The 17,975-nt window shown below is 43.1% G+C and carries 5 protein-coding genes; 3 read left to right on the top strand and 2 right to left on the bottom strand.

The window, feature by feature from the left end; translation table 11 throughout:
- Position 1: 1 nt before the first annotated feature.
- Positions 2-6,244 carry a hybrid sensor histidine kinase/response regulator gene (locus tag F6J90_RS27280; RefSeq protein ID WP_293100882.1) on the bottom strand — a complete coding sequence of 2,081 codons (6,243 nt, stop codon included), beginning with the start codon at positions 6,242-6,244 and terminating at the stop codon, positions 2-4.
- 150 nt (positions 6,245-6,394) lie between these two features.
- Between F6J90_RS27280 and F6J90_RS27275 the strand changes: the two genes are divergently transcribed.
- The 3 genes from F6J90_RS27275 (at position 6,395) to F6J90_RS27265 (ending at position 11,653) form a co-directional block, all read left to right on the top strand.
- Entirely contained in the window at positions 6,395-6,538 is a 144-nt protein-coding gene (locus tag F6J90_RS27275) for a hypothetical protein (protein ID WP_293100879.1), read from the top strand.
- Between the two features lie 687 nt (positions 6,539-7,225).
- The gene (locus F6J90_RS27270) at positions 7,226-7,417 is read left to right on the top strand and encodes a hypothetical protein (RefSeq protein ID WP_293100876.1); all 192 of its coding nucleotides are present in this window, start codon (positions 7,226-7,228) and stop codon (positions 7,415-7,417) included.
- Between the two features lie 18 nt (positions 7,418-7,435).
- Complete coding sequence (locus tag F6J90_RS27265; RefSeq protein ID WP_293100873.1) at positions 7,436-11,653, top strand: amino acid adenylation domain-containing protein; 4,218 nt, start codon at positions 7,436-7,438, stop codon at positions 11,651-11,653.
- Positions 11,654-11,905: 252 nt separating this feature from the next.
- On the opposite strand, the gene F6J90_RS27260 is transcribed toward F6J90_RS27265, so the two are convergent.
- Entirely contained in the window at positions 11,906-17,959 is a 6,054-nt protein-coding gene (locus F6J90_RS27260; RefSeq protein ID WP_293100870.1) for a hybrid sensor histidine kinase/response regulator, read from the bottom strand.
- Between the last annotated feature and the right edge of the window lie 16 nt (positions 17,960-17,975).

The following is a 17,975-nucleotide window of genomic DNA, read 5'->3' as shown; positions in this document are numbered from 1 at the left end:
ATTAACTATTTTCAATCTCTAGATACTTTTCCACTAAATCTACAATCTTTTCCTCCTGGAATCCTTGGGCTAAATCTTTGAGTTTCTTAGCAAAGGGGATGTACTTTGTATCCAGTTCTTGGAGATAGGTGGCTCGTTGGCGAATCTTTTTCATACTGCCGAGCATGGCTAATTCGTAGAGGACTTCCATTTCCTCTGGTGGCGGAATCACTAAAGGGTGCTCTGAACTAGCTGGTGCTATGGTCTGTGGGGACTCTTCTTCATAAATCCACTCCAGTTGCAAATACTCTCCCAACAATTTCAGCAACTGTTGCTCATCCACGGGTTTGGACAAAAAGCCTTGACAGCCCACAAGCTTACTTTTCTCAAGGTCGGTGTCTAACACGCTAGCGGACACCACAATAATTGGTATATCCTGCATTTGAGGTAGGTTTCTCAGTTCTGCGATCGCTTCAAAGCCAGTTTTGACCGGCATGACTAAGTCGGTCAATATCAGGTCAGGTTGCAGCTGTTGAGCCAGTTCGATTTCCTCCTGGCCATTTTCTGCCATCACGACTTCAAAGCCCAACGGCTCCAGCATGTTCTGCAACACAGCCCGATTTGCTGCTTTGTCTTCCGCGATTAATACCTTGCGCCGAGAGCCAATATAACCAACAATTTGCCCCAGGCTCTGTTGCTGCTGTGGTTGGTATGTTTCTACCAGTGGGAAGGTAACATCAAACCAGAAGGTAGAGCCATAACCAAGTTCGCTTGTGACTTGCAGCTTTGCTCCCATTAGCTCTACCAACTGCTTCGTTATCGCTAAACCTAAACCAGTGCCAGCAGCACGCCTTTGCGTATCTCCCACTTGTTCAAAGGGTTGGAAAATTTTCTCTAACTGTTCGGGGGTGATGCCGACACCGGTATCAATCACTTGAAAACGAAGTGTTGTCTTTTGAGGTTGGTCGAGACTAGGGCGTGTCTTCAAACTCGGAGATCCCCCATTATCCCCCTTAAAAAAGGGGGACTTTGAGTATGGCTCCCCCTTCCGCGCGGGGGGCTGGGGGGGATCTAAATCTTGCGGAAAACTTTGAAAACACGCCCTAATCACCTTAACCTTTAATGTTACTTGACCAGTGTCGGTGAATTTAACAGCATTACCTAATAAATTCAGCAGTACCTGTCGCAGTCGTTTCTCGTCAGCTTTAATGCTATGAGGTAAGTTATCCTCAGGGTTATATTGGAATACAATATCTTTTTCCAAGGCACGCATGCGGATAATACCTACCACACTTTCGAGGAAGGTTTGGAGGTGTAAATCCCTGGGGTAGAGTTCCATTTTGCGGGCTTCGATTTTGGATAGGTCTAAAATATCGTTGATTAGAGTTAACAAATGGTTGCCGCTTTGCTCAATAATCGTTAAACCATCAATTTCCCTGGTGCCTAGGTCTCGGTTCCGCTTCAGGATTTGAGCATAGCCGAGGATACCATTGAGAGGAGTACGCAATTCATGGCTCATATTGGAGAGGAATTCGCTTTTAGCTTGGTTAGCAGCATCGGCTTTTTGTTTAGCAGTTTTCAGTTGTTGATTAGACTCAGCTAGTTGGGCGGTGCGTTCTTCTACTTTTTGTTCTAGGGTGTGGGAATAGTCTTCTAATTGGCGATACAATAGGGAGTTTTCTATAGAAATAGCAGCTTGAGAAGTCAGCAGATTTAAGATTTCTAATCGGTCTGGTGTAAAGGCTCCAGTGGTGAGATTATTTTCTAGATAAAGTAAGCCAATTAGTTGACCTTGATTGATGATAGGAGTACACATCAGACTCCGGGGTTGCTGACGGATAAAATAGGGGTCAGCCGCTAGGATAGTCTCAACCGTGATATCATTGATAACTAAGGTTTCCAATTTCCGCTTGACATAATTGATCGCACTTTGGGGAATATCTTGGCTTTCTTCCACTGGTATAGATTCCACTAAAGCGAGTTGATTAGCAGTTTCCATAGCCTCGATCACTAACTGGTCACCTTTTACCAAAATTAGAGCACATTTGTCAGCCCCGGCATTTTCCATCACCACTTGCATCAAAGTAGAGAGCAACTGATCTAACTGGATTTCCCCAGATAGAGCCTGGGAGGCTTTGATAACTGTAGCCAAATCCAAAGCAGTGGAAGCGTTTGTAGTTGTGCTATTAACCCCTTGAGTGGTGAGGTTGGTGATCGTCTCTGCTGTGCTGATATTGATAGTTTTCTGGCTAAGAATGGAACCGAGAAATTGGGGATAACGAATTTCCAAATCCTCCACCTTAGCTTTTGCTCCCCAGTGACTATAGCCATAGTAGGCACGAGTGAGGTAGGCTTGGGCAATGGTTTCTTTACCCCACTCCCAGTAGAATTTGGCAGCAAGTTCATTACCCAGGGCTTCCTCTTGAATGTATTGGTTTTCCTTTGCTCCAGCAATAGCGCGGTCATAATACTCTATGGCTTCCAGCTTTTGACTCAAAACACGATAGCGCTCGGCTTCGACTAAATAAAATTTGTGCAAATAATTCATCGGGGCATGGTCTGCCCATGTTTTAATCTTGTCTTGATTGTGGGCGATTTTATCTAAACTTTGTTGTTGTTGAGTGTGATTTTGTTCAGGATAGAGAGCTAAGCGAGTCAGAGAATCGTACCAATAGAAAAGCGAAAAAACGAAAAGGCCTGCTACTCCATCTAAATAATTTTCGGTAATGGTGGCTTGTTGCCAAGCTTGCGGATAATCCTGAAATAGATAACACAGAAATAATTTATTTAGGTATAGGGTGTAAAGTGCCCTGACGTTATTGAACTTCTTGTGGAGTGGGAGCATGAGGAGTTCGTCGTAGACTTCACCCCTTAAACAGCAATAATTTTCAGCTTGTCCTAGTAAGTTTAAGACCCCTTGCCAGGTGATGGCACTAAGCTGATGTGGGATATCTTGCTTGAGTTGATCAATCCCTTGATGATAGTTGGCACAGCTCTGGTCAAGCTCAGCTAGCTGCTTACCGAGCCAAAAGGAATGTTCTAAGTACATATAGGCAGAGAAGGCAGAGTCGTCAAAATCTCCAGTTTCTACCCCTACAGAGTAAGCTTCTACCAAAGGGGTTAATGTTTCTTTCAGATGCACTTTCCAGGGCTTTATGGTGATATTGACCACAAACAGTACTATACATTTAAGCTGTTTGTCATTAAAGCGTGCTAATAACTTCAGAGCCAGTTGACCGAAGCGATAGTTGCCATCGATATCTCCACAGAAGTGCCAGAGCAGGATGCCGTAATGTGTATAGCACACAACAGACACAGGACAATTGCCATTTTGCAGGGAGAGATTGACCTGTTTCAAAACCATTAACGGAAACAGTACAGGTATGGTCAGATAAGCAATTTTTCCGAGTCGCGAGAGAATAGTCATCGCCGCTAGTTTTTCCGGTGCCGTCATCACCGGCAAATCCATTAACTCCTCAATCTCTTTACCCTCTAAAGCTGACTGTGTCTGGTGTAGTGCCAGCTCAATATCCTCTTGACTGGGCTGTTGGGGGAGTTCTATCCCCAATAACTTCAGCACTTGCAGCCCGGTGGTAATGGCTTGCTCACCCTGGTTTTGGGCTTTATAGGCGTCAATCGAGACTTCATAGGCGGTGATTTTGTCCAGTAGTGTTTTCCCTTGTGCCAACACCACCTCAAGCATTTGCTCCATCTGCTCAAAGTCGGTATTGAGGTATGCGGCCTCGGCAGCAGCTTGATATAGAGCTAGGCTGAGATCATACTGACGTTGCCAGCTATTTTCCCCTAGCAGTTCCAGACCTACGGTTAAATAGTTAAAAGCCGCCCCATAGGCCGTGGCTCCCTTGGCTTTTTCTCCAGCAATACGATTTAATTGAGCTAATTCATCTCGCTGTGCTTGCTCGGTGATTAACTCCAGACCATAATTTAACTGGTTGACAATATCAAAAATCTTTTCTTCTCGTTCTGCTGTGGGGATATTTTTCAACAGCAGTTGCCCAATCGTCAGGTGGGTTAACTGTTTCTGGTCTTCCGGAATCAGAAAATAAGCCGCTTGCTGGACTCGGTCATGTAAAAACTTGTAACTTGGGGATTGGTTTTCCCGTAGCGTGGGCGTAGCCCATAGGGGGATTGAGCTTTGGGATAATTTTGCTTCAGTGCTCGATAGGGAATTACTATTAACAGTGAAGAATTTGTAAATTTCTGTGGTGGGTAACACCAACCCTTCTTGCAGAGATTTCCATAAAGAAGTTGCCGTATCGGTTGGAGATTTATCATGGATAATGGCCAGGGTATCTAAATCAAATTGGTGGCCAATACAAGCCGCTAGTTTTAAGACATCCTGAGTTTCTTTTGGCAATTTATGTAACTGAAGTGCCATAAATTCAACCACGTCATCCGTCAGAGCCAAGCGTCTAATTTCAGCGATGTCACATTGCCAATACCCTTGCTCAAAATTAAAGGTGATTAATCGGTCGTGATGGAGGGATTTCAGGAATTGGGTCGCAAAAAACGGATTTCCTTTGGTTTTCTGAGCGACTAATTCGGTGAGGGGTTCCGCCAGTTCTATCCCACAAGTCAGGGTATCCGCAATCAGATGGTTTAAGTCAGATTTACTCAGGGGTTCAAGGGTAATGGTATTGAGTGAAACGCCCACTTTCGCCATCTCGGACAACTTTAGCATCAACGGATGAGTAGGATTTACTTCATTATCTCGATAAGCACCAATTAGCAGCAGATAGGAAATATTAGTTTCTGCCATCAACAATTGCAGCAACTTTATCGAAGCCGAATCTGCCCACTGCAAGTCATCGAGGAAAATCACCAGGGGATGTTCCTTGGTGGTGAAAACTTGGATAAATTTACTAAAGAGCAAATTAAACCGATTTTGAGCCGCCGTACCAGACAGTTCCGGAGCAGGAGGCTGTTTACCGATAATGCTTTCTAATTCTGGAATCACATCCACCATCACTTGACCATTCTCACCCACAGCAGACAGAATTTGTGCTTTCCACTGCTGCAGTTGGGCATCAGTTTCGGTGAGTAATTGCTCCATCAAGTCCCGCAGTGCTTGGACTATGGCACTAAAGGGAATATTACGCTGGAACTGGTCAAACTTACCTTGGATGAAATAACCCCGCTGCCGCACAATCGGTTTGTGGACTTCATTGACCACAGCGGTTTTACCAATCCCGGAAAAGCCCGCTACCAGAATCATTTCTGTTGTTCCTTGAGTAACTCGCTCAAAGGCAGAGAGTAAGGTCTCGACTTCGGCTTGACGCCCGTAGAGTTTTTCCGGAATGACGAAGCGATCGCAAATATCTCGACTACCCAACTTAATGTCAGCGTACGCGCCCAATCTGTCCCAATGTTCCGCACACTGTTCTAGGTCATACTTGAGTCCCAAAGCACTCTGATAACGGTCTTCAGCATTTTTAGCCATCAGTTTACTGATAATTTCCGACAGGAGTGGGGGAATAGCTCGGTTACGCTGGTGTGGAGCTACTGGTTGTTTAGCAATATGACAGTGAACCAACTCCATGGGGTCACTAGTGCTAAAGGGTAACTCTGTGGTGAGCAGCTTGTAGAAGGTTATCCCCGTCGAATAAAAGTCACTGCGGTAGTCAATTCCGCGATTCATCCGTCCGGTTTGTTCCGGAGACAGGTAAGCCAGGGTACCTTCGAGGCAGTTAGGACTAGTCAGGATTTGGCTTTCTTTCGGGAGTAGGGAGGCAATACTGAAGTCGATGAATTTGACTTGACTGGTAGTGGGATTAATCAGGATATTGCTAGGCTTGATGTCTTTGTGGATGACTCGGTGGCGATAGAGTCCGTCCAGGATGGAGGCGATTTGGATGGCAATGTCGAGAAATTCCTGAAGTGACTGCTCAGTGAGCATACCGGGATGCTCTACATCATCCGTTATCGGTCTTTGGTGCAAACTATCAGTGGTATACTCTTCCAGGGAGATGCCACCAAAGTCTTCCATCACCAATACCAACGTATTTTGGTAGGACTCCAAGCTATAGATTTGGATAATTCCGGGATGGTCAAGATTTTTGGCAATGGTGTACTGATTGCGGAACTGGACAAGTTCCTGGAAGCTGGGATAAGGATTATTGAGCAGTTTGAGTACTACTGGTGTGTGGTCATTGTTCCTAGTGCCACGATAAACTACGGTTCTCGACCCATGGTAGACCAGGTCAGTGATGCAATAGCCTTTAATGTTGGGAGGAGTTGTGTTCATGGGTGACATACCTAGGTGAGGGTATAGGGCCAATGGGACCAATTCAACAGGACTCACTTTATAGATTTCCCTGTTCCTCCAGACTAGGTAACATTAGAAGTCTCAAGTCTCAAGTCAGAAGTCTGAAGGAACGAAGTTAGCATTGCTAGCATGCCTATTGCCGACTCCCGACTCCCGACTCCCGACTCCCGACTCCCGACTCCCGACTCCCGACTCCCGACTCCCGACTCCCGACTCCCGACTCCCGACTCCCGACTCCCGACTCCCGACTCCCGACTCCCATTAACCGATTAACTGTTTTACCAAAAAAATGGGTCTAAAGCCCCGTCCTTCTAGGACGGCTTTTAAGTTGACGCTTATCTAGCGCCAGGTTATAATTAAAATATAGGGTACAGGCTGAAAAACCGTAGGCTGAGCCGGGAGAGAGACCCGTAACTTATCGGCCTTAAAGTAGTAATGCCCGGAGGGTAGGGAATCTCCTCCTTAAAAACCCAATCATCAATTAACAGTTGATGTGTGAACCCAGAAGAATCACACTTTGAGAAAAAAACGGTACGGTGGGGCACACCGGAACCAAACGAAAGGAAGAGAAACAGACTTTTTAAGGCACTTCCAAAGAGTAGTTAAACGCCCCATGCGAGAACTGCCCTCTGGGTCTATGGTGAATTAACTAGGAATTTAGTCTTGACGGATTCTCGGTTGAGTATTGTCTTGTTTTTGGCGGCGTCAAAGATGAGAACTCCATGGTTTAAGGCGGCTCGTTGATCTAGGAATCCCCGCGCCTTTAGGCCGGGGAGTGTCAAATTTCTACAGGACTTACGCAACTGGCACAGTGGATAGCTTACTATAGTACTTTAGTACTATAGTAAGCTACGTCTGTGATCAGCCCTTTTTCAGATTAGTAATAGTAATTAATGGTCGTTCGTTTTTTAATTTTTCTGATCAAATCAGAGGAGGGTGCTTTAAAAAATTCAGTTAGTGATGAAATTTACTAAACTTAACTATTGTCAATACTTATTAAGTAGCCACCTCAATTATACTCTCACCTTAGCAGAACATTTAGAGCAGATTAGCCATGATAAAATCAACCGTTATCTAAAAAATGAGAAGTTGACCCCACGCTTACTGTGGGATAATGTCAAAGACTTAATTGAAATAGTGGATGTCCGTTGATTTTATTGAAGGAGTGCTATGAATTTAGTTGATTTTTTAAGAGAGCTTTCAATCAAAGGTTGGAAATTATGGGTTCAAGAGGAAGAAATACGCTACCACGCACCCAAATATGAGCCAATCAACTCAGTGTTAGCTCAACTGAAACAATATAAAACTGAAATTTTACAATTACTAAGAGATTACATCCATTGGCAGAAACAAATGGCCGCCAGCGCTCAAGGGGAAAAACACTGGAATTATTGGCACCGAAAACTGACTGGAGATTTACCTGTACTAAATTTGCCCACGGACAGACCACGACCACCAGTACAAACGGATAACAGTTATTCCTATAGTTTTAGATTATCAGCAAACCTAACGCAAAAACTGAATATCATAGCTCAAAAACAGGAAACAACGCTTTACAGTGTCTTGTTGGCTACCTTTGATATCCTGCTATATCGTTACACTTCTGAGCCAGATATTTTAGTTGGTTCCCTTCTTTTAGGCAGAAGTAAACCTGAGTTGGCGAATATTGTGGGCTACTTTGTTAATCCAGTTGTGATGAGGGCAGATTTATCAGGAAATCCTACTTTTGAGGGATTTTTAGACCAAGTTCATAAAACTGTACTCGAAGCCATAACTCATCAAGATTACCCATTCGCTTTACTCGTAAACAAATTACAGCCCCAAAGGGATCCTAGTTATGCACCTATTTTTCAGGTCTCTTTTAATCTAGAACCAGATCAACAATCCCATGCTGTACAGAGATTGTTGAGGAATGAAACAGAAGCTGATACTGCTCAGGAAAAATTAAAGCTAAAACCTGGCAAGATACCTTTGCAAGAAGGCTTGTTTGATTTGGCTCTCGACATGGTGGAGGGAAGTTCATCTGTAGAAGGAACGTTTAAGTACAACACCGACTTGTTTGATGGCGCAACGATTGAGCGCATGGCTGGTCATTTTCAGAACTTGCTGTCAGGGTGTGTAGAGAATCCACAACAATCTGTAGCTGAATTACCCTTGTTGAGTCAAGCAGAGCGACATCAGTTGTTGGTGGAGTGGAATGATACGGAGAAAGAATATCCTCAAGACCAATGTATCCATCAGTTGTTTGAAGAGCAGGTAGAGAAAACACCGGATGCTGTGGCTGTGGTGTTTGAAGATGAGCAGTTAACCTATCAGCAATTGAATCAGCGAGCCAACCAACTAGCACGTCATCTGCAAAGTTTGGGAGTGGGGCCAGAAGTGCTGGTGGGAATAGGTGTGGAGCGTTCAGTAGGGATGGTGGTGGGACTGTTGGGGATACTGAAAGCTGGTGGTGCCTATGTACCCCTTGATCCCAATTATCCAGCAGAACGGTTGAGTTACATGTTATCTGATTCGGGTGTTGAGGTCTTGGTTACTCAACAATCTTTGCTAGAGTCTTGGCCAGGAAATCGAGCTAAGGTGATTTGTTTAGATCATGATTGGGGTTTTATAGAGCAATATAGTGGGGAAAATCTGGATGTGGAGATCTTCTCTGATAACTTGGCTTATGTTATCTATACTTCTGGTTCTACTGGTCAACCAAAGGGAGTTGCCATTGTACATCGCTCGGTTGTAAATTTTTCAGAGGGTCTTCATCAAACTATCTATCAAGAAATCCCAAATTCACCACTGCGTGTCAGTTTGAATGGGTCTTTAAGTTTTGATGGTTCTGTAAAACAGTTTGTGCAACTACTTCACGGTTACACTGTTGATATCGTACCCACAATGGTAAGATTTGATGGAGATGCCCTATTATCTTATTTACAGCACCATAGGATTGACGTATTTGATTGTACGCCATCGCAATTAGAACTATTGGTATCGGCGGGGTTACTTTCAGGTGATAATGTTCCCAAATACATACTAGTAGCAGGAGAAAAGGTTACTCTAGACCTCTGGCAAGCTTTAAGTCAGCGAAGAGACCTTAATTTTTTCAATCTTTATGGCCCAACAGAGTGTACTGTTGATACTACAGTGTGCCCGTTGCGAATTTGCCATCATAAGCAACTAATCGGTCGACCCATAGCCAACACCCAAATCTATATCCTAGACTCAAACTTACAGCCAGTACCTATAGGAGTACCAGGAGAAATCTATATTGGAGGAGATGGTTTAGCTAGAGGCTACCTCAACCGTCCAGAACTAACTGCAGAAAAATTTATCTCCAACCCCTTCTCAGATTATGGGGAGAAACTCTATAAAACAGGGGATTTTGCTCGCTATTTACCCGATGGTAACCTTGAATTTCTCGGGCGTATCGATAATCAAGTGAAGATTCGAGGTTTCCGTATCGAACTAGGAGAAATTGAATCTGTCATCAATACCCACCCTCAAATCCAAAAAGCAGTAGTCATTGCCAGAGAAGATAATCCTGGTAATAAACGTTTAGTAGCCTATGTAGTCAATGGGGAAAAGTCAATCAGTATTAGTCAACTGCGTGGATTCGTGAAACAGAAACTGCCAGAATATATGGTACCTAATGCCTTTGTCACTCTAGATACTCTACCCTTAACACCCAACGGCAAAGTAGATCGTAGAGCATTACCTGTACCTGATGGAGCCATCAGCAGAGAAATTGAATACGTAGCACCAAGCACACCTACTCAAGAAATCATCGCCAATATCTTTGCGGATGTTCTTAAAGTAAAAAATGTCGGCATCAAAGACAACTTTTTTGAATTGGGGGGACATTCCCTGTTGGCGACTCAATTAACTTCGCGACTTAAACAAGCCTTCTCAGTAGACATACCCCTAAGAGTTATCTTTGAATCTCCCAATGTAGCTCAATTAGAACAAGCATTAACCCAACAACATACTGCTAGTAGCTTACTAAACCTCCCTCCTATCCAACCAAGGGGAAAAATATTCCCCATACCTCTTTCCTTTGCTCAGGAACGACTATGGTTACATGGGCGCATTGAAGGAGAAAGAGATCTCCACACTATCTGTTTTTTCGCCCGCCTTAAGGGAAATTTGGATATTAATGCCCTACAACAAGCTTTATCAGAAATAGTACGTCGTCACGAAGTGCTACGCACAAACTTTAAATCAGAAGATGGCAAACTAGTACAAATAATTCACCCAGAAGCTGACATCAAGATCCATGTAGTGGATTTACAACAACTCGAAGGGCGAGAATGCAAAAAAACGTTACGCCAACACATCCAACAACAAGGAACTACCCCATTCAATTTAGAAAGTTCTCCCTTAATTAAGTGTAGTTTGTTAAAGTTAGACGTCGCAGAATCTGTTCTATTAATGCCAATTCACCATATTATCTTCGATGGTTGGTCACGGAATTTATTCAACCAAGAACTATGCAGTTTATACCAAGCTTTTATCCAAGGAGAACCATCACTTTTATCAGAATTAACTATTCAGTATGCAGACTTCGCACTGTGGCAAAGACAATTTATGAGTCCTTCGGTATTGAAAAATCAACTCAACTACTGGAAACAACAGTTGGATGGCGCACCAGCATTATTACCAATGCCAATTGACCGTCCTCGTCCCAAAGTGAAAACTTATAACGGTGACTTGTACAAGTCTTGTTTAAATAGCAATCTGACTCAAAAATTGAAAACTTTAGCGAAAAAGACTAATACTACTTTATTCATGATTCTGTATGGAGCATTAGCAACTTTACTATATCGTTACAGTGGTCAATCAGATATTTTAATTAGTACTCTCGTAGCTAATCGTAACTATAGTGATACTGAGTCTTTAATTGGCTTGTTTCAAAATGTTTTATTGTTGAGGGCTTTTTTGGAAGATGAGCTCACCTTTGAAAAACTCCTCGTGCAGGTCAAGGAAACCACTCTTACAGCCTATGAAAATCAGGATATACCTTTTGAACAAGTAATGAAAGCCTTGCAGGTAAAAAACTACTCTTTGGATTATGCTTCCATGTTGCAGGTGATGTTGATTCTGCAAAATATGCCAATGGATAAATTAGCAATACCTGGAATCAAGATCAGTCCTTTCCGCAAGGAATATGAGACTTCACTGTTAGATTTGACATTATTTATCACCGAGGTAGAGCAGGAATTGAGGTGTGAGTGGGAGTACAATACCGATCTGTTTAATGAATCGACGATTGAGAGGATGACTAGTCATTTTCAGAATTTGCTGTCAGGGATAGTAGAGAATTCTCAAGTTTCAGTATCGGAACTACCCTTGCTTAGTAAAGCACAGAGGCATCAGTTGTTGGGAAACTGTCAGAACTGAATAGCCAAAATCTTGAAATCAATAGACTTCGCAGCAGTTGTCGAGTAAGGAGTAAGAAGTAAGGAGTAACTCGTCACGAAAATTGACAATAAAGGCGATGAAAATGATGGATTTTTTACTTTTGCAAGAGGTCTAATTTATCAAATTAAGCATGGACTCTTTTCCAATTACTTAATTAACCAACTAAAACGTCCCGACATTACTATGTCTATAGTTTAGTTATTAGACTCTCGCCGTGCTCTAGCCCCACCATTAGTTGTGCCAGTTGCGTAAGTCCTGTTCTAGATACTTTTCCACTAAAGCTAAAATCTTTTGCTCCTGGAATCCTTCGGCTAAATCTTTGAGTTTCGAAGCTATGGGTATATATTTTGTATCCAGTTCTTCAAGATAGGTGGCTCGTTGGCGAATCTTTTTCATACTGCCGAGCATGGCTAATTCATAGAGCACTTCCATTTCCTCTGGTGGCGGAATCACTAATGGTTGCTCTGAACTAGCTAGTGCTATGGTTTGTTGCGATACTTCTTCATAAATCCACTCCAGTTGTAAATACTCTCCCAACAATTCCAGCAACTGTTGCTCATCCACGGGTTTGGACAAAAAGCCTTGACAGCCGACAAGCTTACTTTTTTCAAGGTCGGTGTCTAAGACGTTAGCGGACACCACAATAATGGGGATATCCTGCATTTGAGGTAAGTTTCTCAGTTCTGCGATCGCTTCAAAGCCAGTTTTGACCGGCATGATTAAGTCGGTCAATATCAGGTCAGGTTGCAGCTGTTGAGCTAGTTCGATTTCCTGCTGGCCATTTTCTGCCATCACTACTTCAAAGCCCAACGGCTCCAGCATGTTCTGCAACACAGCCCGATTTGCTGCTTTATCTTCCGCGATTAATACCTTGCGCCGAGAGCCAATATAACCAACAATTTGCCCCAGCTTCTGTTGCTGCTGTGGTTGGTATGTTTCTACTACTGGGAAGGTAACATCAAACCAGAAGGTAGAACCATAACCAAATTCGCTTGTCACTTGTAGCTTTCCTCCCATTAGCTCTACCAACTGCTTGGTGATCGTTAGCCCTAAACCAGTGCCAGTAGCACGCCTTTGGGTATCTCCCACTTGTTCAAAGGGTTGGAAAATTTTCTGTAACTGTTCGGGGGTCATACCAACACCGGTATCAATTACTTGAAAACTAAGTGTTGTCTTTTGTGGTTGGTCGAGACTAATCACATTAACCTTTAAAGTTACTTCACCAGTGTCAGTAAATTTAACAGCATTACCTAATAAATTTAGCAGTACCTGTCGCAGTCGTTTCTCGTCAGCTTTAATGCCATGAGGTAAGTTATCCTCAGGGTTATATTCGAACAAAATATCTTTTTCCAAGGCTCGCATGCGGATAATCCCTACCACACTTCCGAGGAAACTTTGTAGGTGTAAATCCCTGGGGTAGAGTTCCATTTTACGAGCTTCAATTTTAGATAGGTCTAAAATATCGTTGATCAGAGTCAACAAATGGTTGCCGCTTTGCTCAATAATTGTTAAGCCATCGATTTGCTTGGTGCCTAAGTCCCGGTCTCGCTTGAGGATTTGAGCATAGCCGAGGATGCCATTGAGAGGAGTACGCAATTCATGGCTCATGTTGGAGAGGAATTCGCTTTTAGCTTGGTTAGCCTCATCGGCTTTTTGTTTAGCAGTTTTCAGTTGTTGATTAGACTCAGCTAGTTGGGCGGTGCGTTCTTCTACTTTTTGTTCTAGGGTGTGGGAATAGTCTTCTAATTGGCGATACAACAGGGCATTTTCGATGGAAATTGCTGCTTGGGAGGTGAGCAGATTTAAGACTTCTAATCGGTCTGGTGTAAAGGCTCCGATGATGGCATTATTTTCCAGATAGAGCAAACCAATTAGTTGGCCTTGGTTAATAATGGGAGTACACAAAATCGATTGGGGTTGATGAATCTGGATATAGGGATCTGTAGAGAAGGTCTGATGTTTAGTAGCACGGTGACAAACAACACTGGTTTGGGTTCGGATAACGTAGTTGATAATGGACTTTGGTAGGGAGGTTTCTGGGAAATTATCTAAGGGAGCGAATTGTAAAATGTTTACTTTATTGCTATCTTTATTGGTATCAAGTATCCCTTCTGCTGCGATCGCCCATTGCTGATTGTGTTGAAGCAATAGATACGCCGTTTCGGCTCCGGCATTTTCGATCACAATTGCCATCATGTTGGCTAGTAAGGTATCAAGTTTAATCTCTTGGGCTAGGGCTTGAGAGGCTTTGAGGATGCTGATTAGGTCTAGGGAATCGGATAGGGTTGTGGCAGTGGTGGATGAGGTGGTGGTGTTAGTAGCAGAGAATCGAACCTTACTGGCGGTTTGGGTTAGTAACTGGGGATAACGTTGTTCTAAGTCTTGGACTTTTGCTAATGCTCCCCAGTGAGTGTAGCTATGGTATGCCTCCATCATGTAGAGTTGGGCAATTTTGTCTTTGCCCCATTCCAGATAAAATTTGGCGGCGAGTTCGTTGGCAAGGGCTTCTTCGTTAAGATATCCGTTTTCCTTTGCGTCAGCAATGGCGCAATTGTATAAATCCATCGCTTCCACGTTTTGACCTAGAATCCGATGGCGCTCTGCTTCTACTAGATGAAATTTGTGCAGATAATTCATGGGAGCATAGTCAGCCCAGTTTTTCATCTTTTCTTGATTTGTAGCAACACGAGCTAAACATTCTTCTTTTTCCATAGTTTTTGAACTAGGATATAGCGCCAGCCTTAGCAAAGAATCGTAAAAATGGAACAGGGGGACGAATACTTGTCCGGGAATTCCTTCTAAATATAGTTCTAGTTTACCAGCAATTTCCCTAGCTTCAAACAAATCACAAAATAGAAAACAAAGAATCAGTTTATTACCATATAATAAGGCCATGGTACTGATATCGTTGGCTTGCTGATGGATTGGTAACATTTGCGCTTCGTTATAGGCTTTACCGATTAGATAACACGGATTTTCGGCATTTCCGAGCAAATTCAAAACCGCTTGATGAAAGATTTCGTTTAAGTGAAAGACAGTTGTTTGGTTGAGCTGATGGATGGCTTGGCTATAGGTGGCTATCTCTTGTTCAAGTCCTTTTAGTTCCTTGCCAAGGACATAGGAATGGGAACAATAATCTAAAGCGGCAAATGAAGCATATTCTAAATCGCCAGTTTCCAGCCCACTTTGATAGGCTTCAAGCAAAGGGTTTAAGGTTTCCCTGATATGCTCTTTCCAATGCTTGATAGATAAGCAAACTATCTCGAATGTCCTGGCTTTAGTATTAGCTCTATTATTAACATTTTCTATAAGACTGAAAGCAAGTTTACCAAATTCATAACCGCTATCGATATCTCCCACTATCCCGCAGAGAATTAAGCCATAATTTGCATAAGCAAAGGCCGAAAAAGAGGAATTGCCATGGTTGATGGATAAATTGACTTGTGCAAACACAATCAGGGGTAATAAGTCAGGAATTGCCATATAAGCTGCATTCAGCACGCTGGATAAGATTCCCATGGTTGCCAGCTTGTAGGGATCGGTCATTTCTGGCATGTTAATTAAGTCTTGAATGCCCATAGCTGGCAAATTCTCGATGGTTTCGGCCAGTCCAAGCTCGATATCGGTGTTGGTTGGGGTTTCTGGAAGGCTTACCCCTAGGAGTTTGAGAATAGTTAGAGCGGTATTGAGGGCGTCCAGTAACTGGTTTTGTCCGATGGAGGCTTGAATTTGGACTTGGTAAGCTTTCACCTTGTCCAGCAGGAGTCTAGCTTGCTGTAGCACTACCTTAGCTAATCTCGCCATTGCTTTCAAATCACCGTTAAGGTAGGCTGCCTCAATGGCTTCGTTATGTAAGGCTAATGTCAATTCATAATCGGTTTGCCAGCTATCTCCTGATAGATCTGATAGATGATTAATGCCTGCATTGGCGTAATTAGTTGCTAGTTCATAAGCAGCAGCAATTTTGGCTTTTTGACTGGCGATGAGATTAAGCCTGGCAATTTCATGGAATTCTTCTGGAGAGGTAACCTGGTCACTGGCAAGATTGAGATGATCGATAATCTCAAAGATAGACTCTGATAAGGCTTCGGATGTCTTGGTTTTTAATAACAGGCGACCGATTAGTAAGTGAAAAGCTGTTTTTTGTGATGGTTCAATCAGGGTATAGGCTGCTTGTTGAACCCGATCGTGCTGAAATCTAAACCTAACTAGACTGCAGTCGGTATCATCATCGAGGTTAATCAGCTGATACCCTTGATTTAAGCAAACAATTAACCCCTGTTGTATAGCGGGAAATAAACCATAGATAATTTGCTGGGGAGACTGTTGATAAATAAGGGATAATAGTAATACATCAAAGCTATTACCAATACAAGCGGCTAGCTGCAATATCTTTTGAGTCGTTTCCGATAGAGTGCTGATTTTACCTGCCATAAAGTCTACCACATTATCGGTAATGTCTTTGGCTTGAATCAGCTCACTATCCCATTGCCATTGGCACTGGGTATGGTTAAATAGTAATAAGTTTTTTGTATATATTGATTTGAGAAACTCTGTGGTAAAAAAAGGATTACCATGAGTTTTGGAGTAAACTAAATTTGTTAAGGGTTGGCTATCTTGAGGGGAACAGTCTAAGGCATCAGCAATTAACTGATTCACATCGACTGGCTTGAGATTATCGAGATGAATCTGTGAAACAATTCCCCCCTCCTGTTTGATTTCTTCGACAGCAGTTATCAAGGGATGGGCTTCATCTACTTCATGGTCTCGGTAGGTTCCGACAACTAGTAAATGCTGAAGCTCGCTATCGGTGATGATTGTCTTTAGCAGCATTAATGAAGCACTATCAGCCCATTGGCAATTATCAATGAACAAGACCAGTGGATGATCTGACTGACAAATGGCTTTGATGACGTTCTTGAAGACTAGATTGAAACGGTTTTGGGCTGCGATCGCATCCACTGGTGCTACGGTGGGCTGTTTACCGATAATCCTCTCTAAATCAGGAATCACATCGATTAAGACTTGCCCGTTGTTGCCCACAGCAGCTAGAATCTTCTGCCGCCATTGATTGAGAGTCGTTTCGCTTGCGGTCAGCAGTTGATTGCACAAGTCATGGAAAGCTTTTGCGATCGCATCATAGGGAATGTTGTGCTGATACTGGTCATACTTACCAGCAATGAAATTACCACCCTTGGCAGTAATGGGTTTGTAGACTTCGTTAACCAAGGCTGACTTGCCGACACCAGAATAACCAGCCACCAGCAGTAGTTCAGCCCCGTCTTTCCTAGAGAGGGCAGCTATCTGGTCAAATGCTGCTAGCAAGGTAGCAATTTCCTGGTCTCGACCATACAAGGTTTCAGGAATAGTGAATCGTTCGCAAATGTCGTGGTGACCGAGTTGAAACCTTTTGATTTCCCCTGTGGTTTGTAATTGTTCAAGACAGTGTTCCAAATCTGTCTTGAGCCCATGAGCCGACTGATAGCGGTCTTCGGCATTTTTTGCCATCAGTTTAAGCACAATATCTGATACCGCTTTTGGACAACCTTCTCCCCCTCCCTCCCTCTGTGAGCTGATCAAGAGATGGGGTGCCACAGGGGATTTAGCCAGATGAGAATGTACCAACTCCATGAGGTCAGTAGTGGGAAACGGTAGCTGTTTTGTTAACAGTTCATAGAAGGTGACACCAAGGGAATAAAAATCTGTACGGTAATCCAGGGAGCGGTTCATTCTCCCGGTCTGTTCTGGTGAGATATAGGCTAAGGTTCCTTCTATGACATTGGGATTTTTTAGAGTTGGATTTTCCCGCGATAGCACCGTAGAAATCCCAAAGTCAATTATTTTCAGCTCTCCCGTGTCTGGGTTAAAAACAATATTACTGGGGTTAATATCTTTGTGAATCACATTAGCAGCATGAATTTGTCCTAAAATTTCAGTAATCTTGATAGCAATAGTGATAAACTCTTTGATGCTAAGGGTTTGTTTAGTTAGTAAAAGGCTTAATGACTCTCCCCCAAAATCCTCTAAAATAATTACCCGAGTATTCTGATAGTGCTGCAAGTCATAGACTTGAATAACTCCTTCTAGATTAAGAGAGCGAGTAATGTGATATTCTTGTTGATATCTGGTTAGTTCTTCTGGGCTAGGATAGTCCTGTTTAAGAAATTTAAGGATAACCGGCTGCTGATCACTATCGCGGTAACCACGATACACAAGAGAATTGGCACTTTCGTAGAGTTGGGCAGTGATTTGGTAACCCTTGAGGAGGGAGGCTGGCGGGTGCATCGTTTGATTGTCAATC

This window comes from Moorena sp. SIOASIH, assembly GCF_010671925.1.
GTDB lineage: Bacteria > Cyanobacteriota > Cyanobacteriia > Cyanobacteriales > Coleofasciculaceae > Moorena.
This window is presented reverse-complemented; position numbering and strand designations above follow the sequence as displayed.

Coding starts and splice junctions, on each gene's coding strand:
- F6J90_RS27280 (WP_293100882.1), bottom strand. CDS start 6,244: ATGAACACAACTCCTCCCAACATTAAAGGCTATTGCATCACTGACCTG.
- F6J90_RS27275 (WP_293100879.1), top strand. CDS start 6,395: ATGCCTATTGCCGACTCCCGACTCCCGACTCCCGACTCCCGACTCCCG.
- F6J90_RS27270 (WP_293100876.1), top strand. CDS start 7,226: ATGAAATTTACTAAACTTAACTATTGTCAATACTTATTAAGTAGCCAC.
- F6J90_RS27265 (WP_293100873.1), top strand. CDS start 7,436: ATGAATTTAGTTGATTTTTTAAGAGAGCTTTCAATCAAAGGTTGGAAA.
- F6J90_RS27260 (WP_293100870.1), bottom strand. CDS start 17,959: ATGCACCCGCCAGCCTCCCTCCTCAAGGGTTACCAAATCACTGCCCAA.